At 62.3% G+C, this 20,660-nt stretch carries 18 protein-coding genes and 1 pseudogene; 10 read left to right on the top strand and 9 right to left on the bottom strand.

Annotated elements, in window-relative coordinates:
* Positions 1-2: 2 nt before the first annotated feature.
* Together ACAD63_RS13295 and ACAD63_RS13290 are read right to left on the bottom strand one after the other, a co-directional pair.
* Positions 3-1,673 carry an MASE1 domain-containing protein gene (locus tag ACAD63_RS13295; RefSeq protein WP_434032804.1) on the bottom strand — a complete coding sequence of 557 codons (1,671 nt, stop codon included), beginning with the start codon at positions 1,671-1,673 and terminating at the stop codon, positions 3-5.
* A gap of 861 nt (positions 1,674-2,534) precedes the next feature.
* Positions 2,535-3,446, bottom strand: a complete 912-nt coding sequence (locus ACAD63_RS13290; RefSeq protein ID WP_135705172.1) for a LysR family transcriptional regulator — start codon at positions 3,444-3,446, stop codon at positions 2,535-2,537.
* Between the two features lie 168 nt (positions 3,447-3,614).
* On the opposite strand from ACAD63_RS13290, the gene ACAD63_RS13285 reads away from it, so the two are divergent.
* Positions 3,615-4,610, top strand: coding sequence for a tripartite tricarboxylate transporter substrate binding protein (locus ACAD63_RS13285; RefSeq protein WP_434032803.1), 996 nt, complete (start codon positions 3,615-3,617; stop codon positions 4,608-4,610).
* A gap of 117 nt (positions 4,611-4,727) precedes the next feature.
* Here ACAD63_RS13285 and ACAD63_RS13280 read toward each other — a convergent pair whose 3' ends face one another.
* From ACAD63_RS13280 to ACAD63_RS13265, 4 genes are all read right to left on the bottom strand, one after another.
* A complete protein-coding gene (locus ACAD63_RS13280; protein ID WP_133098249.1) occupies positions 4,728-4,931 on the bottom strand; it encodes a cold-shock protein in 204 nt (67 codons plus the stop codon).
* 146 nt (positions 4,932-5,077) lie between these two features.
* Positions 5,078-6,421, bottom strand: coding sequence for a CitMHS family transporter (locus ACAD63_RS13275; RefSeq protein ID WP_135705174.1), 1,344 nt, complete (start codon positions 6,419-6,421; stop codon positions 5,078-5,080).
* Between the two features lie 215 nt (positions 6,422-6,636).
* Entirely contained in the window at positions 6,637-7,677 is a 1,041-nt protein-coding gene (locus ACAD63_RS13270) for an isocitrate/isopropylmalate dehydrogenase family protein (RefSeq protein WP_133098251.1), read from the bottom strand.
* Positions 7,678-7,911: 234 nt separating this feature from the next.
* A complete protein-coding gene (locus tag ACAD63_RS13265; RefSeq protein ID WP_135705175.1) occupies positions 7,912-8,544 on the bottom strand; it encodes a malonic semialdehyde reductase in 633 nt (210 codons plus the stop codon).
* A 274-nt stretch (positions 8,545-8,818) separates the two neighbouring features.
* Here ACAD63_RS13265 and ACAD63_RS13260 point away from each other — a divergent pair.
* From ACAD63_RS13260 to ACAD63_RS13245, 4 genes and pseudogenes are all read left to right on the top strand, one after another.
* A pseudogene (locus ACAD63_RS13260) lies at positions 8,819-9,004 on the top strand (lecithin retinol acyltransferase family protein); the annotation flags it as partial.
* A 210-nt stretch (positions 9,005-9,214) separates the two neighbouring features.
* The gene (locus ACAD63_RS13255; protein WP_133098254.1) at positions 9,215-9,793 is read left to right on the top strand and encodes an elongation factor P; all 579 of its coding nucleotides are present in this window, start codon (positions 9,215-9,217) and stop codon (positions 9,791-9,793) included.
* A 160-nt stretch (positions 9,794-9,953) separates the two neighbouring features.
* On the top strand, positions 9,954-10,394 hold the full coding sequence (locus ACAD63_RS13250; protein WP_133098255.1) for a hypothetical protein: 441 nt from the start codon (positions 9,954-9,956) through the stop codon (positions 10,392-10,394).
* A gap of 290 nt (positions 10,395-10,684) precedes the next feature.
* A complete protein-coding gene (locus ACAD63_RS13245) occupies positions 10,685-11,011 on the top strand; it encodes a hypothetical protein (protein ID WP_133098291.1) in 327 nt (108 codons plus the stop codon).
* A gap of 125 nt (positions 11,012-11,136) precedes the next feature.
* Here ACAD63_RS13245 and ACAD63_RS13240 read toward each other — a convergent pair whose 3' ends face one another.
* Entirely contained in the window at positions 11,137-12,222 is a 1,086-nt protein-coding gene (locus ACAD63_RS13240; protein WP_135705177.1) for an AI-2E family transporter, read from the bottom strand.
* A 184-nt stretch (positions 12,223-12,406) separates the two neighbouring features.
* On the opposite strand from ACAD63_RS13240, the gene ACAD63_RS13235 reads away from it, so the two are divergent.
* Both ACAD63_RS13235 and ACAD63_RS13230 read left to right on the top strand, forming a co-directional pair.
* Complete coding sequence (locus ACAD63_RS13235; protein ID WP_434032802.1) at positions 12,407-13,039, top strand: TetR family transcriptional regulator; 633 nt, start codon at positions 12,407-12,409, stop codon at positions 13,037-13,039.
* Positions 13,015-14,133 carry a metal-dependent hydrolase gene (locus tag ACAD63_RS13230; protein ID WP_434032801.1) on the top strand — a complete coding sequence of 373 codons (1,119 nt, stop codon included), beginning with the start codon at positions 13,015-13,017 and terminating at the stop codon, positions 14,131-14,133. The genes ACAD63_RS13235 and ACAD63_RS13230 overlap by 25 nt, the downstream gene beginning before the upstream one ends.
* A 363-nt stretch (positions 14,134-14,496) precedes the next feature.
* On the opposite strand, the gene ACAD63_RS13225 is transcribed toward ACAD63_RS13230, so the two are convergent.
* Entirely contained in the window at positions 14,497-15,453 is a 957-nt protein-coding gene (locus ACAD63_RS13225; RefSeq protein ID WP_133098258.1) for a methicillin resistance protein, read from the bottom strand.
* A 707-nt stretch (positions 15,454-16,160) separates the two neighbouring features.
* Here ACAD63_RS13225 and ACAD63_RS13220 point away from each other — a divergent pair.
* The gene (locus ACAD63_RS13220; protein ID WP_434032800.1) at positions 16,161-17,684 is read left to right on the top strand and encodes a Rieske 2Fe-2S domain-containing protein; all 1,524 of its coding nucleotides are present in this window, start codon (positions 16,161-16,163) and stop codon (positions 17,682-17,684) included.
* A gap of 123 nt (positions 17,685-17,807) precedes the next feature.
* On the opposite strand, the gene ACAD63_RS13215 is transcribed toward ACAD63_RS13220, so the two are convergent.
* Positions 17,808-18,353 (bottom strand): Lrp/AsnC family transcriptional regulator, encoded by a 546-nt coding sequence (locus ACAD63_RS13215; protein ID WP_434033990.1) that lies wholly within the window; start codon positions 18,351-18,353, stop codon positions 17,808-17,810.
* 185 nt (positions 18,354-18,538) lie between these two features.
* Between ACAD63_RS13215 and ACAD63_RS13210 the strand changes: the two genes are divergently transcribed.
* Entirely contained in the window at positions 18,539-19,555 is a 1,017-nt protein-coding gene (locus ACAD63_RS13210) for a 1-aminocyclopropane-1-carboxylate deaminase (protein ID WP_135705180.1), read from the top strand.
* Positions 19,556-19,576: 21 nt separating this feature from the next.
* On the top strand, positions 19,577-20,581 hold the full coding sequence (locus tag ACAD63_RS13205; protein ID WP_434032799.1) for a Bug family tripartite tricarboxylate transporter substrate binding protein: 1,005 nt from the start codon (positions 19,577-19,579) through the stop codon (positions 20,579-20,581).
* Positions 20,582-20,660: the final 79 nt, after the last annotated feature.

Genomic DNA, 20,660 nt, shown 5'->3' with positions numbered 1-20,660 from the left:
GGCTAGGTGGCGTCTCTGGCATGGCCGGGCCCCCTGTTTATCGGATAGCTGATGGCAACCGTGGTGCCACCCATGGCATTGCGGGTGACGGTGCACGAACCGTCCAGCAGGCTTGCCCGGTGACGCAGGTTGTGAAGTCCCAGTCCCGAAGTGCGTTCCATCTGCTCCGGGTCGATCCCCACGCCATCGTCACTGATCGAAAGCGTCTGGCCGTCGCCTTCGCGCTCCAGGTCGATCCAGATATGGCTGCCGTGGCTGTACTTCAGGGCGTTATTGACGGCTTCCTGTGCGGCACGGTAAAGGTTGGTCTGCATTGGCGGATCCGGCAAGTCCACATCCGTCGCGATGCGAAGCGTACAGCCAATGCCGTTCAGCGAGCGTGTCGATTCCGCCAGGCCTTGCAGGGCGACCGAGAGGTCACCGGAGTCCATGGTGACGGGGTCCAGCCCATGGGCAATCCTGCGAGTCATCAGGGACGCCTGTTTCACCAGTTCAACAACGGTTGCCGCATCCGCCGCTGCCGGGTTTCCCTGCCTCTGCAGTTCCTGGCTCACAGTGGTGCAGTAGAAGCCCAGGCTCGTGAGGTGCTGCCCGAGGCCGTCATGCAGTTCCCGGCCAATGAGCCGCTGTTGGTGATCGCCGATCCGGATCAGTTCCGACTCCAGCCGGCGGCGCCTTTCCATCTCCTGCTTCAGTTCGTTGTTGGCTCGCTCAAGGTCCTGGGTTCGTTCTTGCACGCGCCGTTCAAGTTCCTTGTGGGATGCCATCAGGAGACGATGAATGCGCTTCTGCTGGGCATGTGTCGCCACCAGCAGCAGCCCGGTGATCGCCACCACGTTCGCGAACACACACCATCTCACAAGGCTATCCACCGGTGATTCCGCGACAAAGGGACCAGTGCCGTGCGTGGTGCCCCGGACGGCGATGATCGCGACCAGCAAGGTCGCGAGGCTGGTACCAAGATGGTCAAAGCGCAGGGCGGCCCAGATAACGAACGGAAAGATCGCCATGGCCGCAGGATAGTAGCCGTGCCCGGCAAGCTGCGGGGCGCCGAAGATCAGGTGACTCACCCCGAGGATCACCACGGCAAGTCCGCACGCTTCCACGGCCTGGCTCGCCGAACGGACGGGACTTGAATGGGTGAGCAGGTTGAGCAGCGGCGGAGCTACCACGAGCACCCCCATCATGTCGCCGAGCCACCATTTCAGAAAGGCGCCGCTGTATTCGTCGACTGACAGCATACCTTCGCCCCGGAGGGCGCTCGTGCCGATCCAGGCGCTCAGTGCCGAGCCAAGCGTCGCAGCCAGGATGATCAAGGCCAGCACGTCCCTGATGCGATCAAGCGATACCTGGAAACCGGCGACCCGCTTCAGCAGCCATGTGGCCGTCAAGGCGGCCATCGTTGCGCCGAGGCCGATTACCGCGGCAACATGCGCAGGTATGCCCACCGACATGTTCGCCAGCATCGAGCCAATCGCAACGCCAGGGGCAACGCCGACGCCCATCGTGAGCAGCGCAACGAGGGCAATGCCGCTGGATGGCCAGACCAGGGACACCGCACCGCCCACTACCGCATACGCAAGACCCAGCTTTGCACCTGCAAAATACGCCAATGCGACAAATGCGCTTCGAATGAAGAGGTTGAGCCTCGCTTTATGCAGAATGATGGTCATTGTTCGATTCAAACCATCGAGACATGCCCTGGCAACACCAGCCATTGTCACGTTATCTGAAATGACAAAAGTCTTGCAAAAAGCCAACGTGTCTAAATTTGTTGAAAATCGCCAATTTCTATCGAATCCGGGCAATGTGTAGGCGGATCGAATCCATTCGGTGTTGCAGTGCACCCTACCAATCTATGCCAGAATGCTGCTGCGCGGTAAGCCTTCTTGAGGGAATTTCGAAAAGTTCCCGTCCGCCTTCCGAATAGGGCATTCCCCTAGCCCCTTTTCGGAAACAAGCCCTATTCATCTACCTACCGCCAGGACATACATTGCAGTCGTACGAAGCTATGTCCTCACACGGGAGCGAAGCGGATTCGCTGCCGGGCCCTTGCAACCGCATAAGTAGGAGGTGAAAAAATGGTAAAGACACTCATTTTGCTAGCTGGCGCGTGCGCGGCGCTTGGCTCCAGCCTGGCCTATGCCGGCATCGGGGCGCGAGATGTGTACACGGACGGCGCGAGCGTATTGGGGCCGCGGGATCCGTATGCCGATGGAAGCGCAAAGTTTGACGTCTACTCGGATGGCGCGAGAGTGGTAGACAGGCGAGACGTGTTCACCGACGGTGCGAGAATTACCAATCGCGACGGGCTGACAGACTAGGGTAAATAAGCAACTACGTAGTTGCCTCGAGACGTCTGGACTTACATGCGTGGACCGCGCCACGTCAGCGGCCACAACCCGATATCCCCCGAGCACGGCTCGGGGATTTTTTTGCTCTTTACCGATTATTTGAGGAAAGGCCGCCGTTGATCAGCCAGGATGCCATGCTGGCAAGAGATCGAGTCGACGCCGCAATCGCCTGGAGGGACCTCAGCGACCTAAATACGCGCTTTCGCGCGCTGCTCCTGCGCGCCTCATCACTTGCTCGACAGCCCAGGCCAGGAAGGGGGACTGGTCACCGACCCGGTAGCTCATGATGACCGGCGAGACGAAGCCGGGCGCATCGATCGGGCAATAGCGAACATCATCGCGGTGCAGCCGCTGGATCGACGCGGGCACCAGCGTGATGCCGACCCCTGCGGCAACCAGGCCCAGCGCCGTCTGCAGTTCGTTGGCCTCTTGGGCCACGCGCAACTGGATCCCGTGTGCACTGAATAGCGACAACAGGTGGTCAGCGTAGCTCGGACGCGGCCGGGCCGGATAGAGGATGAAGGATCGCGCGGCCAGTTGCCGGGGCGTCAGCTGGGCGATATCGGGGATCGGGTCAGACGCGGGTATCGCCGCCACCAGCGGCTCCGACATGACCTGCTGCTGCCGGATGGCCGGATCGTTGAGCGCGATGCGTCCGAAGCCAAGGTCGATGCGGCCTGACTTCAGCGCTTCCACCTGCTCGATGGTAATCATCTCCGCCAGGCCGACTTCCACCTGCTGCTCGGACTCGCGCAGCTCGCGAATCAGTTCGGGAAGGACGCCGTACAACACCGAGGGTACAAAGCCGATGCCGAACCAGCGTTTGTCCTGCTGTCCGATGCGCCGCGTCGTCCCGATGACCTCTTCCAGCCGCACCGTCAGCTGCTTGCTCTGTTCCAGCAGGAAACGCCCGGCTTCCGTCAGTCTAATGCCCCGGCCGACCCGGTCGAACAACGCCACGCCGACTTCCTCTTCGAGCTGGCGGATCTGGCGTGAAAGCGGTGGCTGCGCCATATGCAGCCGCTCTGCCGCGCGGGTGACGTTGAGTTCCTCGGCCACGACCTGGAAGTAGCGCAGATGTCGGAGTTCCATTCCAATACCTTGAAGGTATCAATCGCAACATCATCGGTCTTGGACGTGGTCTCAGTCAAGCGCCATACTTGCCTGGCCACCTTCAGCCTGCGCGTGCCGCAAGGCCTGAATCTGCTGAGCGGGTGGCACGGACAAGCCGCCCAAGCGCGGCAATGCAGAGAGGAGACCATGGATACGTTGTTTCAGTGGCTGGCCCGTACCGGCCGGGCGGGCGCGCTTGCCCTGGCGGCAAGCCTTTCGTTTGCTGCGCCCGCGGCGAAGGCGGCATACCCCGACCATCCGATCCGCTGGATCGTGCCGTTCCCCGCGGGCGGGGCAATGGACAACATCGCGCGCACGCTCGGAGAAGACATGTCGCGTACGCTGGGCCAGTCGATCGTGGTCGAGAACCGCCCCGGGGCGGGCGGTAATATCGGTGCTGAACTGGTGGCGCGCGCGCCTGCCGACGGCTATACGCTGATCATCGTGGCCAACGGCATGGCAGTGAACCCGGCGCTGTACGGCAAGCTGTCGTATGACCCGGTCAAGGATTTCGCTCCGGTGTCGCTACTGGCCGTAGTGCCCAATGTGCTGGTCGCCAACAAGTCGCGCCGGCAGGAGACCACGGTCAAGGACGTGATCGCCCATGCCAAGGCAGCACCGGGCAAATATACCTATGCTTCCGCCGGCAACGGCACCTCGATCCACCTTGCGGCCGAACTGTTCACGTCGATGGCCCATGTCGAGATGCTGCACATTCCCTACAAGGGCAGCGGACCGGCCATGACCGACCTGCTGGGTGGGCAGGTGGACTATATGTTCGACAGCATCACGTCGGCCAGGCCACAGATTGAATCCGGCAAGCTGACCCCGATTGCCGTCACCACAAGCAAGCGCTCCAGCGCGCTCCCCAACGTTCCCACTGTGGCCGAAGCCGGGCTGCCGGGCTACGAACTGTCGCCCTGGTTCGCCGCCTTCGTGCCGGCGAAGACGCCGCAGCCCGTGATCGACAAGCTGAACGGCGCGATACTCGAGGCGCTGCGTAATCCTGCCGTGCAAAAACGCCTGGCGCAGATCGGCGCCGAGCCGATCGGAAGCTCGCCGGCGGTATTGCGCGACCACCTGACCAGGGAAACGGAGAAGTGGGGTACGCTGATCCGCCAGCGGGGGATCAGGGCCGACTGATTTAAACCGCGCCTGGCAACCCCGGGCGAGCACCACGGGGAAGACACAGTACCTCCAACACAAAGAGGCCCTTGGCAATCAAAGGGCCTCTACCTTGGTTCTGCGCGGTGCAAGCGACTATAGCTTGCGAATCTTCGAGGCTTGTGGGCCTTTCTGGCCTTGGGTGACCTCGAATTCAACTTTCGCGCCTTCATCGAGTGACTTGAAGCCAGTCCCCTCGATTTCGCTGTGATGCGCAAACAAGTCCTTGCCGCCATCATCCGGCGTGATGAACCCATACCCCTTTTCGCTGTTGAACCACTTCACAGTGCCAGTCGCCATCTCGTCCTCGGATTTTGGTACGCACGGGCCTGGTGCCCAGAAATCCTTTCATGACTTCGGCGCACGCCAGACATCGTTGATTGTCAGCATAGGCGAAGCGGTGAGCAGGTGCCAAGTGAGGCGGTATCGGAGCGGGCACATTGCCGTCAGCCGATACGGCCCACGAGCGGGATGACCCCGAAGGCAACTGTCGCAACCAGCATGACCACCGCCGCCGACAGCGCCCACAGCAGGGTGTAGCGCTGATGGTCGCCGAACTCGACTTCCGCCAGGCCGACCAGCAGATAGGTGGATGCAACCAGCGGGCTCAGCAGGTGGACCTGCTGCCCGATCAGCGACGCGCGCCCGATCTCGGCGGCGCCGATGCCATAGACCGCGGCGGCCTTGGCCAGGATCGGCAGGATGCCAAAGTAGAACGCGTCGTTCGAAATAAAGAACGTGAACGGGACGCTCAGCACGCCGGTCACCAGGGCCATGTAGGGGCCCATCCAGTCAGGCACGGCGCTGATCACGCTGTGGGCGATGGCGTCGACCATCTTCGTGCCCGACAGGATGCCGACGAAAACGCCGGCAGCAAAGATCAGCGATACCACCGGCACGACGTTGGCAGCGTGGGCGCCGATGCGTTCCTTCTGTTCCTGCAGCGTCGGGTAGTTGACCATCAGCGCGATCGCGCAGGCCACGATAAACAGGGCCGGCAGCGGCACGGTGCCGAGGATCAGCATGGCCATCAGGCCGACGGTCAGCAGGAAGTTGAACCACAGCAACCTGGGCCTGGCGATTTGCGGATCGCCGGCAGCTACCTCCGGGTCGGTGTCGCCGGCGCGGCCCGAAAACAGGCCGGCATGACCTGGCCCGGTGCTCATCAGGGCCAGGGTGCCAAGCCGGTTGCGCTCGCGGCGGCCCAGCACGAAGGCCACGAACACGCCCCACATGCCGGTGACGATCATCGGCAGGATCATCGGCACGAACAGCGAGCCCACGTCCACGCCGAGCGCGCTGGCCGCGCGCGCGGTGGGTCCGCCCCAGGGCAGGATGTTCATCAGCCCGCCGGCCATCATGATCACGCAGGCCAGCACGAGCCGGCTGATGCCCAGCCGCTTGTAGAGCGGCAGCATGGCGGCGCAGGTGATCATGTAGGTGGTCGAGCCGTCGCCGTCCAGCGATACGAGCGCGGCCAGCACGAAGGTGCCGACCACGATCTTGACCGGGTCGCCGCCGACGAGTTTCAGGATGACGCGCACCACCGGGTCGAACAGCCCAGCGTCGATCATCAGGCCGAAATACAGGATGGCGAACATCAGCATCACGCCGGTCGGGGCCAGCTTCCTGACGCCCTCGAGCATCATCGGCCCGAGTTCCGGGCCGAATCCGCCGACGGCGCCGAACGCAATTGGCACAAGGATCAGCGCCACCATGGCAGAGAGCCGCTTGGTCATGATCAGTGCCATGAACACGATCACCATCGAGTAGGCGAGCAGGGTCAACATCTTGTTCTGTATCTCTTTGCCGGCCAGGCCACGAGAACACGAATGGCCCCGAGGGAGGAACCAGGGGGCACCCGAGCCGGCTGTGTGCGTCCGTCCGGCGCACGGATTTCAAGGCAAGCCGATCCTGCCGGCACGGGACAGCGTGCCGGAACAACGAGGAACGACCGGGGAGAGGCAGCCTTGCGCGCTGGCAAGGCGTGCCGGGCGTGGGCGGGTCAGCCCGCGGAAACGATGCGCTTCGTTACCGCGTCGGCAAACTGCAGCGTTGAGGCAGTACCGTGGAGGTCGCCAGTCTTCACCTGGTCCTGGTTGAGCGTCAGCTCGATGGCGCCGCGCAGCCGCGTGGCGAGGTCCTGCCGTCCCACGTGGTCGAGCATCAGCCCGGCGGCCAGCATCAGCGAGATCGGGTTGGCAATGCCCTGGCCCGCGATGTCGGGCGCCGAGCCATGGACCGCCTCGAAGATCGCCGCGTCGTCGCCGATGTTGGCGCCCGGCGCCATGCCGAGCCCACCGACCAGGCCGGCGATCTGGTCCGACAGGATGTCGCCGAAAAGGTTGGTACAGAGCAGCATGTCGAAGCGCCACGGGTTGAGCACCAGCTGCATCGCGCAGGCGTCGACGATGATGTCGTCCATCGCTACGCGGCCGGCATAATCGCTGGCCACTTCCCGCGCCGCTTCCAGGAAGATGCCGGTGAGTGCTTTCAGGATATTCGCCTTGTGCACCACCGTGATTTTCTTGCGGCCGTTCTTGACGGCGTACTCGAACGCGAAGCGGGCAATGCGGCGGCAGGCGTCGCGCGTGTTGGTGCCCGTAGATACGGCCACCGCATGCGGGTCGTCGCCGACCGGGATGTAGTAGTCGTGCGCCACGTAGAAGCCGCCGACGTTCTCGCGCACCAGCACCAGGTCGATGTTGTCGAAGCGGCCGGGCACCAGCGTTCGCGCGGGGCGCACATTGGCGTAAAGGTTGAATGCTTCGCGCAGGCGCACATTGACGGAGCGGAAGCCGCCGCCCACCGGCGTGGTCAGCGGGCCCTTCAGCGCAAGGCCGGTGCGGCGGATGCTATCCAGCGTGTCTTCCGGCATCGGATCGCCGCTGTATTCCACACCGGCCATGCCCGCGCGCCGCAGGTCCCAGGCGAACGGGGCACCGAGCGCGTCCAGCACCCTGACGGTGGCATCCACCACTTCGGGACCGATGCCGTCGCCGGGGATCAGTGTGGCCGGGATCTGTTCGCTTGCTCCGTTTTCCATCTGTGCTCCTGTCGAGGTGTCCGAACCGCTGGCTCGCCGAGGCCGGACGCTATCCGGCTCGTGCCGCAGGTCCGGCTTGCGAGGGGCAGATTCTATGGGGGGAAGCTGTCAGCAAACTGTCAATGTAACGATTGTGTCCTCGGGGTTTACGCGGAGTCTTCGCCCGGGTGCGCGGCAGCCTGTAGCGCCGGTTGTCAAAGGGCTTCCCCAATCAAGCCTGCGATGCGCCCTCCGTCAGAGCAGCTTGCATGCCTCGTCGAATTCCAGGCGAGGGCCACGCGGAAACAGCTTGGCGGGGTCGCCATAGCCCAGATTGCACAGGAAGTTCGATTTCACATGGCTGTCCGGGAAATATTCGAGCTGGAAGGCATTCTCCTTCGGGTCCGCGGGAAAGAACTCATGATCGACCTTGGCGTTGTCGAAGCCGGACATCGGCCCGCAGTCGAGTCCCAGTGAGCGGGCCGCAATGATGAAGTACGCGCCCTGCAGGGAAGAGTTGCGCCTCGCGGTGGTGAGCGCGAGTTCCGGTGTGTCGGCAAACCATGAGCGTGCGTCCGCATGCGGGAACAGCTTGGGCAGAAGTTCGTAGAATTTGACGTCATAGGCGATGATGGCAGTGACTGGCGCCGCCATGGTCTTCTCCACATTGCCCGGCGCGAGTGCGGGCACCAGGCGCTGCTTGGCCTCAGGGGTGCGCAGGAACAGGATGCGTGCGGGAGAGCAGTTGGCGCTGGTCGGCCCCCATTTCATCAAGTCATAGAGTTGCCGCAGCGTCTCGTCGCTCACGGGCTGGCTCAGCCATGCGTTGTGCGTGCGTGCCTCGCGAAAGAGCAGATCCATGCCGTCTTCACTCAAGCGCTTGTTCATGGTTGCCTCCTTGTACTGGGATGGACTCCGCGGCTGACCGGCCAGCCCGCCGCTCCTGACTAGCATAGTCACGGATGCCCCTCCGTTCAGCGCACTGCTGATCTGTCCCATCGCCTTGTGGGTCGATCAACAAATGCTTATGGTCGGCAGAAGAATCTTTGATTGTCATTAATGTTTTGCCGGGTCTAGGCTTTTCTCAAGTTCACGTGATTGCTTGAGTGTTTGAACATGGACCACCCCACCTCCAGCCAAAGTCGCACTGCTAATGCAGTGCCACCGGATGCTGACCAATAACTGCGAGCATTTCTGCGCCTGGTGCCTGTATGGGGAAAGCCGTAGCGAACAGGTGCTCGCGTGCTTCATCGACCCGCGCGCGGCCTTTCGGACTGCCTTGCGCTTCTTCACTGCATTTGTTGCGGCGGCATGGTCGATGCGGCGCACCGGAGCTTGCGTGAGCTGATCATCGATTCTTGCCGGTCGTGGCCGATCACCGTGGTCAGGAACTGGTCGAAGGCCGCGTGGAAATGGCCGCGCGGAAATGGCCGCGCGATTTCACCACCACCGTGCGGGTTTGCGCTGCATTTGGCCGCGACTTCATCTAGGCCGTTTGTTGAAAGGGCGCTGCGGTGCTAGGCTGAAGGCGAATCTTGCCGCCCAGGCGGAGACACCAATGGTCGAAGCTTCCGGACTGAAGCCGGGCATGGTCATCATGCTCGAGGACGAACTTCACAGCGTTACCAGCGCCGGTTATCACGCCGGCAGTGGCCAGCAGGGAAGCGCAGTTTTCGCCAAGTTCAGGAACCTGAAGACCGGTCACATCAAGGAGTTGCGGTTGCGCCCGAGCGACAAGCTCGAAGAGGTCGCGCTCGTTCACCAGGAGATGGAATATCTGTACACCGATGGTGCCGCCTTTTATTTCATGAATCCCGAAACCTTCGAGCAGATCAGTTTTCCCGCAGAGACCATAGGCGCATATCAAAAATTTCTTCGCCCCAGCATGCGAATCCCGGTGCAGCTTTATGAGGGCGAGCCAGTCACCATCGCATTTCCCCCTGCGGTCGAGTTAACCATCGTGTCCACGCCGCCGGGCTTGCGCGAGCATGAAACCTCTACCTTCAAGACCGCGACGCTGGACAACGGCATGGAGGTTCTCGTTCCTCAATTCATCAAGGAAGGGGACACGGTGCGAATCGAGGCTGCTTCAGGAAAATACCTGGAGCGGGTAAGGCACGGGACGCGGAAATCGTGAATCCCATGATGCGGCATCGCTCCCGGCATGTGCAGCGCCGCGTACAATCGCGCCGGGACGGGCCGGCAGCGGCGGCGGCAGTACCGTATCCGGTACCTGTCCTTCACTTTGAGCCTCGCGTCTGCATATTATGCAAGTATGCGCATGCCATGCATGCCGCATGACCATCGTCGTCGCTCAGGAGTTGTTCATGCACAAGCCACCCAAAGTGGATTTGGGCGGGACGCGGCGAAGCGGACCACCGCGTCGGTCTCACGCCAATCGCTCCATGCCCAGCATCCTGGATCCGATCGAACCGGAAGAGGTATGGGAAGACGTTGAACGGGCCGTCGAGCAGATCGTCGAACGGGTGGTGGAGCCGGTCGATTTTCCCCACGGCCACCATCCGGATGATGACGATGCGCCGGAGGACGGCCGCAACGAGATCACCCGCGCTGCAGAGAGTATTCCCTCGGACAGCCCGGCAGACAGGGCGGACCATAGCGCCGTGCGGGAAGAGCACCCGCCAATGCCGCCGAGCATCGATGACATCCTGGACCAGGATCTGGTCCCGGACCGGATGTACGGCGCGCGGCACGCCGGGAAGGCGGGCAAGCGATAGCCCTGCGGCTGCCGCCAGGGGCGGGCGTCGTGCCCGGCCGGCTTCGGCATACCTGTTGTCGCCAAGCTGGCTGACTTGTTCCCGAGGTTAGCAGGAACCCCGGGCTCACAGCGAAGCGGTTGGCCGATTCTGACCTAGACTGAAAAAGTGTCCTTCGCGCGCTTGGCGGCCGCTTTGGCGCAATGCAACTTCGCTGGCAGCCCGCTCGCGGGCGAATGACAATGGCACGGGCAACGCACTGTTATCTGCTGCCTGAATTCATGTGGATGGATGTTCACGAAGGGGGCATCATGTTGCAAGCCAGCGAAATGCAGCAACGCTTTAGTCATCTGCAGCAAACCATCAGCGAGACATCACGGACTTGTCATGCCGAGGCGGCGATTCCACCGGACTTGATGAACTGGGTGGATGAACTCGACAAGGAATGCAAATCGGCATCGAAGGTCATGTCGTCCAAGGACGAGGACCGGATCCGGCAGTGGGTCGATGATCTCGAACGGATCGGCGATCGTGCAGACCGCGCTTGCCAGCAGGCCGGCGGTCTCGATGCAAAGGTCAAGGATGCAGTCAGTTCGATGCATTCGGAGCTTGCTGACCTGAAGCGCCAGCTGCACTAACCACACTAACCACACTAATCACACTAATCACATTAACCAGCCTGACAGCCCCGGTGCAACCCGCCGGGGCTGATTTCAATTCGCCGCGTTCAAACTTAGGTGATGCACGACAGGTGTCGCCCCGGTTACGCCGGAGGTGCCGGCGGTGGCCCCACCCGTTGCTCCGCCTGGCTTTCCAGCCATTCGCGCCATACGGCAAGCAGCACCGCGAGGATCACCGGCCCGACGAACAGGCCGATCAGGCCAAATGCGGCGAGTCCGCCCACAACGCCGAACATCACCAGCAGGAACGGAATCTTGGTGGCTCCACTGATGACGAGCGGACGAACGACGTTATCGACCCAGCTCACGGCGGTAGCGCCCCACAGCAGGAGCCCGATCCCCGCCACGGTGTGGCCGGTGATGAGCAGCCATGCGCCGATGGGGACCCAGACCGCAAGCGCACCAAAGGGAATCAGCGCAAGGATGGCCGTGGCAATGCCCCAGAACACCGGCGCTTCGACGCCAGCCGCCCAGTAGCCGATTCCGGCGAACGACCCTTGCGCGACTGCGGCGAGGAAGAGGCCGAACACCACGGCCCGCGCGGTGTCGCCCACTGCGATGACATACCCGTGCGCGCGCGGCCCGAGCACCCCTTGCAGGACCAGGCGCAACTGCGCAAGCAATTTCTCGCCGTCGCGGAAGAAAAAGAATGCCGTAAGCAGCGTCACGCCAATGAGCCCTGCGTTGAGTCCCACGCCGCCGGCCAGCCTTGCAAGGGCGCCGCCCCATCGTTCGATCAGCGGCGTGACCTGGGCACGCAGGGCTGCGCGGTCACCTAACAGCACTGATACCCATTCCTGCAGCCATTCGCCAACCCAGGGCAGGCGTGCGAGCGAATCCGGCAGTGCCGCACCCGCGTTCAGGATCTCAGCCGCCTCGCGGTAGGCCGCGACCATCTCGGCACGCAGGAGGATAGTGAGCCCGATGAGCGGCACGCCCAACAACGCGGAAAGTATCAGCGTGGAGATCAGCGCAGCCCAGGTTCGCCGCTGGCGCAGCACGCGGCGCAGCCGCGCGTTGAGCGGCCAGGTGATATAGGAGAGGATTGCGGCCCAGGCAAGTGGCACAAGGAACGGCCGTACCACGACAAAGGACAGGGCGAGCAGCCCGCCGAGCAGGCACACCAGGAGAGTCCGGCGTACCCATACGGCTGCTTGGGAATCGGTCATGGAAGGGCACCTGGGCACGGCATCCGGGCGATGCACGTTGCCAATATGCTAACCGCGGCGCATCACGCCGCATAGGATGCGGTAGCAGCAGCGCGCACATGGGTCAGAAATCGGCGCCAGCCTGCGCGCTGCCTTTCTATGCTGGAAAGCAGCGTGCAGACGCATTCCCGAGGATCGCAAAGCCATGAACGCCATGAACGACAATGCAGCCCTGGCCGGCCGGATCCTGGAGGTCGCCCTGATGCTCGGCGAGCGCCGCGGCTGGGACGCCCTGCATCTGCATGATGTCGCCGACGACATGGGCATCGGCCTGGAAGAGATCCACCGGCATTACCGGCAGAAGGACGACCTGGCCGAAGCCTGGTTCGAGCGCGCTGACCTGGCGCTGGTGCGCGTGTCCGCGCGTGAAGGCTGGGGCACCCTGTCCCATCGCGAGCGGCTGGAGCAGGCCATCCTCGCCTGGCTGGAGGCGCTGGCCCCGCACCGGCAACTCACTGCCCAGATGCTGCGCTACAAGCTGCAGCCGGAGCACGTACACCTGCAGGTGCAGGGCCTGCTGCATATCAGCCGCACCGTGCAGTGGCTGCGCGAAGCTGCCCGCCTGCCGGAATCCGGCTGGCGCCGCGAAGCGGGCGAGGTCGTGCTGACCGGCATCTTCCTTTCCACCTTCGGCTGCTGGCTGCGCGACCATTCACCGGATGCAGGCCGCACGCGGGCCTGGCTCGATCGGCAACTGCGCTGCGCCGAGCGCCTGGCGTGGCGCCGTCCTGGCGACACCGGAGCGCGGCCCGGATGGACACGATCACCCACGCCTTGATGGGCGCGCAGGTTGCGCTGGCCGTCCCCATGGACGAGGCTCCCGGCCGGCGCCTCGGCACGCGCGAACGACTGCTGCTTGGCGCTGCCGCCGGAGCCTTTCCGGATATCGATTTCCTGGGCTTCCTGGTCCATCCGCTGCGTTTCCTGGCCCAGTGGCACCAGGGGCCGACGCATTCGCTGCTGCTGCTTCCGGCCTGGGGCGCATTGCTGGCCGGACTGTTCTGCCTGGTGACGCGCCGACACCAGGCCTGGCGCGAAGCGCTTGCCGTCAGTTGCCTCGGCGTGGCCAGCCACATCGCGCTGGACCTGATCACCGTTTATGGCACCCGCATCTTCTATCCCGGCTCCGAACGGCGCTTCAGCCTCGGCACCACCTTCCTGGTCGATCCGCTGCTGAGCGGCATCGTTGTATCCGCCCTGGGCCTGGCACTGTGCCTGGCACCGCCGCTGCGTGCGCGGGCAGCCCTGGCGGGCATGGTGCTGCTGTGCGCCTATGTCGGCGCCCAGGGCGTGCTCAGGCAACGCGCGCTGGAACTGGGCAACGAATCCTTGCATGCTGCCGGCATCCAGGCGCAGGGTGTGGACGCGCTGCCACAGCCGTTTTCTCCGTTCAACTGGAAACTGATCGCCCGCGCGGGGACGGACTACCATGTCGCCCACGTCAACCTGGCCGGGCATCCTGCCTGGCTGCCGCCATGGCCGGTGCTGGGGCGCCTGCCCGCCATGGCCAGGGCCTATGTGCCGCCCGCGCACATGGAATGGACGCTGCAGCCGCAGCTGCTGCAGCTTGCGCTGGCGCGGTCCGGGCAGGCGCTCGCATGGCAACTCTGGGTACGGCCGGACTTTGCCGATTTCAGGCGATTCGCTGTCTATCCGGCCCTTTCCGCCATCACTGCGATGCCGGCAACGGACCTGCCGCCGCGCGAGCCAGGCGAAACGGCCGCCTGCGTCTGGTTCACCGACCTGCGCTATGACCTGCCCGCGGTGGAAGACATCTTCCGCTATGGCTATTGCCGCGACAGTGTGCAGGCACCATGGCGGCTATACCGGCTTGCCTATTTCAGCCAGGAGCAGCGCCAGCGACTTGACTAGCACGACATGCGAAATCCCTTCTGCGCCCCCCACAGCTCTCCTCGACGCGCGCGGTCACCATGATTTCAGCGACCGGGATATCCATCTCCCGGCACACGTCCAGTAGCGGCATGCCATTCCTGCCGGCCCCGACCTACCAGGCCATGACCAGGACGGTGGGGCTCAAAATGGAGTGAAGGCCGCGCTGGAACCGGCGCGCTGATGGCGCGTCGTCAAAGCTATGTGCTTGCACTGTTGGGGCTCGGGATGCGGCATGAGTTCTGAGCCGAGCTCCGGCAGTGCCGCGAAGCGACCGACGTTCAGCGCATGGCACAACGATCGGTGCCGTTGTCGTAGTTCACCCGATCTCCCCGCTGGCCCCCGCTATCGGGACCGCATGAGCTGATACAGGGAAAGCGCCCTGGATGGTGTCTTCGTAATCCGGAAATAGGGTCTCTGAACAGCACCGAATCCCCGGAAGAATCGTTCCACCGATTCCAGCATGGAACCTGAAAAGTCATAGATCCTGGTTACCGTCGAGGCGAATTTGATGGTTTCCCATATGCAGTAGCTGCCGGCTCCGGTATTGGGTGGCAGGTCCCGGTTTGCGCCACCCATCAGGCCATAGGCGCTCTGCTCATCCCACACGAGATAGGCGCTATAGTGAGCCCGTCCCTCCTCGTCCTCGACGATGAATATCTTGCGCTGCCCACGCTCCTTGCACGCGGCATCGATTCGCCTCGCGACGTCATCGGAATAGCCTCGTCGCCATCTTGGGTCGGTGCCGACATTGCGGTTCAAGGGCAGGAATTCATCAATACTATCGGTGTGGCGCACGTGAAGATTGAAGCGGCCAGTCGCTTTCCGGATGTCCTGTTTCACGGTGGGCTGCATGGCGTTCCAAAGCGACGTCTCGTCGCTAAGGTCCGGGAGAACGTAGGTGTATCGCGTGGTCTGCCGGTAGCCTTTCCAGAAAAAAGGCAGCCAGTTGGTATCGGTGTAATGCCACGCCTGCGCGAAATGATCGAACCTCGGCAATTGTTCAATCAACTCGGTCATCAGCTCCTTCTGCTGGCTGAGCAATTTTGTCGGTTTCGCGTCCTTGCACGCCAGCCAGGGACCCAAGCCATGGCCAGCGGGAGGCTGGGTAAGAATGACAAAACCGTATCTTGTTTTTCTGACATAGGGCATTGCCGCGATCACCTTCCCTGCCCGTTCCACCAGGGTCGCGCTCCACCGTTCAGGCCCGACCGTCGCGTCCAGCCACCAGGCCTGGCTGGAAAACGGGATTGAGCGTTCGATCTCGCAGAGCTCTCTGTACTTCTGCTGATTGATGTCCATATGTCTTAGTCACCGGTGAATGGCCGTTGTCGCTGTACGGCTGGCCCAACCAGACTAGCGGATCCATGGCCGGCGCAACATCATGCCGATGGCGATCAGCCGTCGGACGGACGGTATCGCGGATGCCCCGCAGAAATGCCGGCGCGGCATTGCATTCATCGGCTGGGGAAACGGACTTGCGTGCCCACGGTTAATCGAATGGTGCACTCACGTTGCCGCCTTGTATTTGTTCGATTTGAGTCAGACCGATTGCGGGACCAGCCGCTTCGGGCAGGCAAAAAGTCATGCCGATAAGGCAGAGCAAGATTATGAAGCTTGGTCGCAGGCCCTTGCGCCTGATCGTACGGCTAATGTAGCCGCTCGGTAACATCAATTGGTGAGCCTGGACATGAGGCACCGTGCGCCATCGCACCCAGTGCCGTTGTAACGCCTCCCGGTGATCTCGATAATGTGCTCAACCTGAACGGCTGCCTCACGATGCTGTGGCACGACTCCTCGCTCGGCACCGCGAAGGAACGGGCCCTGTATCTGGCAGTGCTCGCACGCACCTGAGCCCTTTTGTCGGACAACGGCTTCGGGACCGGTCTGCACAATGTTGGCGATCGCGTCTGCTCGAGGCAAGGCGATCGCGGTCGGGCTGGGGCTCTTCACGGAGACCTTCGGCAGCCATTCCAAGGCGTGGATATAGGATATGAGGAGAAGTGACCATGGCGAACACCACCGGCACGGGTATGCAGCAAGCGGTCTCCCTGAAATTCCTGGGTCATAACGGCTTTCTGGTCGAGTCGTCAACGGAATATCTTGCGATAGACCCCTGGCTCACCGAGAACGGGGCATTCCATGGCAGCTGGTTCCAGTATCCGAAAAATCATCATCTCCAAGCGGAATTCATAGAGACAAGCCAAAGGAAGAAGGGCTGGATATATATCTCCCATGAGCATCAGGATCATTTTGACGTGGACACCCTGAGCAAGATCGGCCGGGATGCGGTATTTGTTATTCCACGATTTCGCGATGATGCCCTGAGGAGTGAGATCGACAAACTGGGATTCCAATATATCGAACTTCGCGATGGTCAGCCAAGCTTGATGAGCGCATGGTTGACGCTGACCTGCTTTGTGTCGGACATTGGGGTGAATCATGACAGCGCGCTTCTGATTGAAACGCCTGCTTTCAGTTTTTTCAACCAGAACGATTGCAAGATATTTGATCGGCTTGATCAGCTACCCCGGTCGATAACCTACTATTCGGTTCAGTTTTCCGGCGCGACCTGGCATCCGGTCTGTTATGAGAATTACAGTGAATGCGAACGAGCGGAGCTCAGCAAGGAAAAATCGATCAAAAAGCTCGCCAATGTGGTTGGCGCGATGCAAAGGCTTAAGCCGAGATTTTTCATCCCGGCTGCGGGGCCTGCAATATTTCCTTTTCTGCCCCTGTCCCTGTCATACGGGGTCGGCACCATTTTCATTCACCAACCAGAGCTTCATCAATATTTATTGGGCGCCAATATTGAAAACATCCTGTACCCAAGGCCAGGGGATGAGATAAATGAACTCACCGCACGGGAGCCTATCGCCCCACCCGGGGAGCGCGATATTCTTGATTACAAAAAGAATATTCCAGATCGCTGGGAAGGTCTTGCTATCGATTTTTCAAAGGAAAGACTGATAGATGAAATAAATAACAGACTGGACCAGATCTGGGACCTGGAATTCCAATGCGAGTCTCTTCTGGTACTGGCCTGGGGTGATGGCGAAGATGACTCCATATGTATTGATTTGTCAGAGAAATCCATTATTGATCCGCCTGGTTCCATGCCGGCATTCTGGCGAATTACCGCGGACAGGAAATACTTTGCCCTGATGTGCGGTCGCGACCGATGGCAGAACATTCACCTCTCGCTGAGGGCAAAGCTATATCGCGCTCCTGACAGGTTCGACAACATCATAAACATATTCCTGCTTTCGGATGTCTCGAATCTTCGCGATTCCATACTCCAAACACTCGCCATTCCGAAGGAAAGAATAACGATTTCCCGGGGCAGTGGAATGCGTTATGAGATCAATCGATATTGCCCTCACCAAGGTGCAGATCTGTCTTGCGCCACTATTACGGAAGATGGCAAGCTCATATGCCCGCGCCATGGGTGGGCTTTCTCGCTTGAGGATGACGGAAAGGCATTGGATGGAAGTTGCAGCCTGGAAGCGAAAATTATAGAGCTGGAAGGATGAGAGCTGCTGCAGCTTTATTCCACCGGCGCGTCATCGGCGAGGCGGCTGGATAGCGGGGACCGGTCCTTTGTTTGCCCGGCTGCAGCGCGTCCTGCTTCTTGCCATCCGTCTGTGGCAAGTCCATCAGATAGGAAACTGCGTCGTCGATAGCACCTGCTTGAGCACCATGAACGAGCGGATCTGCCTGACACCTGGCAGGTAGAGCAATTGTTCCGCGTGGAGGCGGTTGAAGCTCTCACTGTCTCTTGTGCGCACCAGCATGAAGTAATCGAATTCGCCGGTCACGACGTGGCATTCCATGCAACCGGATACTTCTTGCGCGGCAGACTCGAACTGCGCGAAGGACTCGGGCGTGGAGCGATCCAGCACCACGCCGATCATCACGAGCATTCCCGCATCCAGCGCAGAGGGGTTGAGCAGCGCCACGATGCCGCGGATCAGCCCCATTTCCTTGAGCCGCTCCACGCGCCGCAGGCAGGCGGGCGGGCTTAGGTTGACCTTTGCGGCCAAGGCCACGTTGGAGATCGATGCGTCCTGCTGCAGGGCTCTCAGGATCGCCTTGTCGGCGCGGTCGAGCGAGTCCACGTGGGGTGCGGGTGGCAGCGTCTGCGATGGCGCCTGGGAGGGTGCGGCCCGCGCGGATTTGGTGCGAAATTTTGTTTCTTTCATTTTGATTATGGGAGAATTTTCCGACTGAATGAATGGTGATGACTTACTAATGGTGTTCAAAAGCGCGCTTCTTTGCAAGCACGTTTCGTGGCTTTTTTTCTAGGATAGAGTCCGTCGCCGCATCGTTGGCCTTGCTGCAAGCCGCACCGATGACGGAACCACACCCTAACCCTGGAGCTGCCACCATGAATCTCAAGCGCTTTGCCCGTTACCCCCTGACCTTCGGCCCCACGCCCATCCAGCCGCTCAAGCGCCTCTCTGCCCACCTTGGCGGCAAGGTCGAGCTGTACGCCAAGCGTGAGGACTGCAACAGCGGCCTGGCCTTTGGCGGCAACAAGACCCGCAAGCTCGAATACCTGATCCCGGACGCGCTGGCGCAGGGCTGCGACACGCTGGTCTCGATCGGCGGCATCCAGTCGAACCAGACGCGCCAGGTGGCCGCCGTGGCCGCGCACCTGGGACTCAAGTGCGTGCTCGTCCAGGAAAACTGGGTCAATTACTCTGACGCGGTCTATGACCGGGTCGGCAATATCCAGATGTCCCGGATGATGGGTGCCGACGTGCGCCTGGTGGCCGACGGCTTTGACATCGGCATCCGCAAGAGCTGGGAAGAGGCAATGGAGAGCGTGCGCAAGGAGGGTGGCAAGCCATATCCGATCCCCGCCGGCTGCTCGGAGCATCCGCTGGGGGGCCTGGGCTTCGTCGGCTTTGCCGAGGAAGTGCGCGCACAGGAGGCCGAACTGGGCTTCAAGTTCGACTACATCGTCGTGTGTTCGGTAACGGGCAGCACGCAGGCGGGCATGGTGGTGGGCTTTGCCGCCGACGGCCGGGCTGATCGCGTGATCGGCATCGATGCCTCCGCCAAGCCCGCCCAGACCCGCGCGCAGATCCTGCGCATCGCCAGGCACACGGCGGGGCTGGTGGAACTGGACCGCGACATCGCCGACGCCGACGTGGTGCTCGACGAGCGCTATGGCGGCCCCGAATATGGCCTGCCGTCCGAAGGCACGCTCGAAGCCATCCGCCTGAGCGCCAGGCACGAAGGCATGATGACCGACCCGGTCTACGAGGGGAAATCGATGCACGGCATGATCGACATGGTCCGGCGCGGCGAATTCCCCGAAGGCTCGCGCGTGCTGTATGCCCATCTCGGCGGCGCACCGGCCCTGAATGCCTACAGCTTCCTGTTCCGCAACGGCTGACCGACGCACGGAGGTGCTGCGATGAATCCCACTCTACATTCGTCCCTGCGCAGAGCCTTCGTGGCAGCCCGGGCGCTGGCGCTGCCAGCGCTGGCGGTTGCCGCCTTGGGGGCCCACGCTGCATCGGCGTATCCGGTCCGGCCCGTCACGCTCGTGGTGCCGTTTCCGGCCGGCGGGGCGGTCGACATGATCGGCCGGCTCGTCGGCAAGAGCCTTGGCGATGCGCTGGGCCAGCCGGTGGTGATCGAGAACCGCGCCGGTGCCGGCACCATCGTCGGGGCCGGCTACGTGGCCAAGGCCGCGGCCGATGGCTACACACTGCTGGTCAGTTCGGGCTCGACATTCACTGTCAATCCGGCCATCAACGCGAGCCTTCCGTATGACCCCGTGAAAAGCTTCGAGCCCGTCGGGCTGGTGGCGCGCGTACCGCTGATTGTGCTGGCGAACAAGGCGGTACCGGTGGATACGCTGCCGCAGATGGTTGCGGCGGTCAACGCTGCGCCGGGCAAGTACGTCTATGGGTCCTTCGGTACCGGCACCACCGGGCATTTCGCCGGCGAGATGCTGCTGGGCGCCACCGGCATGAAGCTGCAGCACATCCCGTACAAGGGCAGTGCGCCGGCCGTGGCCGACCTGATCGGCGGGCAGATTCCGTTCTCGGTCGATACGGTCGCCGCGTCGTTGCCCCATATCCGCAGCGGCAAGATCAAGCCGATCGCGGTCATGGGCGCCCGCCGCGCCACGCTGCTGCCTGACGTGCCCACCGTCGCGGAAGCCGGCTATCCCGGCTTCGATGCCGACTCGTGGGTAGCCATCGCGGCGCCGCGCGGCTTGCCGGCCGACGTCAAGGCCCGGCTGGAAAAAGCGGTCGCGCAGGCGATGAAAGACCCTGAGGTCCAGCAAAAGCTGCTGGCCAACGGGCTGGAGCCGAACTACGCGGGCCCGGAGCAGGTCAGCGCCATGATCAGCAAGGAACTGCCACTGATGCGTGCCACCGCACAGCGCGCGAGCATCACGGCGAATTGATGGTTTCCATCGCCTTGCCTGGCGGCAGCAGCATTCGAGCCGGCAACCGGACAGTGCCGCCGGACATTGTCCGCCGCAG

The sequence above is a fragment of the Cupriavidus sp. a3 genome (assembly GCF_051015765.1).
Taxonomy (GTDB): Bacteria; Pseudomonadota; Gammaproteobacteria; order Burkholderiales; family Burkholderiaceae; genus Cupriavidus; species Cupriavidus oxalaticus_A.
Note: the sequence above shows the minus strand (reverse complement) of the source record. Positions and strands in the feature narration are given on the sequence as shown.